Consider the following 527-nt stretch of genomic DNA (forward strand, 5'->3'; position numbering starts at 1 on the left):
GCTCCCGGTCTCCGGGATTTCACTGGCGTGTGCCACCCAGACCCAGGTCTTGCTGAAGATGCGATCCAGTTCGAGCTGGAACAGATCGTCCGAGGTGTAGAGCGACGTGTGTACGCGTTCGGACTGTACCAGCGCCGCTATCTCTGCCGCGTCCGGTATCGCCTGCGGCGAAGTGTCGATGTTTTTGATGGTTATCAGGTGATCACATTGCATGTCTATTTCTCCTGCACGTCGTTATTTTTCTCAGGGACAGGTAACGCATCCGCCGCATGCCAGTGGTCCACCGGTCGGCTGAACAGGTTGCGGGTGGTGAAGTGGCGTATCGCCATGCCGTTCGCGTCGCGCGCAAAAGTGACGCAGATTTCCGCCGCGTTCAGGTGCGCGCCACCGGCGGTGAATGCCGAGGTTTGCAGCATCAGCCAGCGCCCCCGCAGTTCGCCGTCCGGCGTGTGGCTCAGCGCCTCCGAGCAGAGAAAGTGCGCGTTCATGGCGAAATGGGCGGGTTGTCGCACGTAGCTCGCCATCAG

At 60.9% G+C, this 527-nt stretch carries 2 pseudogenes; both read right to left on the reverse strand.

The features are described 5' to 3' along the window. Nucleotides 1–213: pseudogene (locus K5E19_RS23875) on the reverse strand (aromatic ring-hydroxylating dioxygenase subunit alpha); the annotation flags it as partial. A gap of 2 nt (nucleotides 214–215) precedes the next feature. Further along, nucleotides 216–527 (reverse strand): annotated as a pseudogene (locus K5E19_RS23880) (nuclear transport factor 2 family protein); the annotation flags it as partial.

Origin of the sequence: Enterobacter sp. RIT637 (genome assembly GCF_019718755.1) — a bacterium.
Lineage (GTDB): Bacteria > Pseudomonadota > Gammaproteobacteria > Enterobacterales > Enterobacteriaceae > Enterobacter.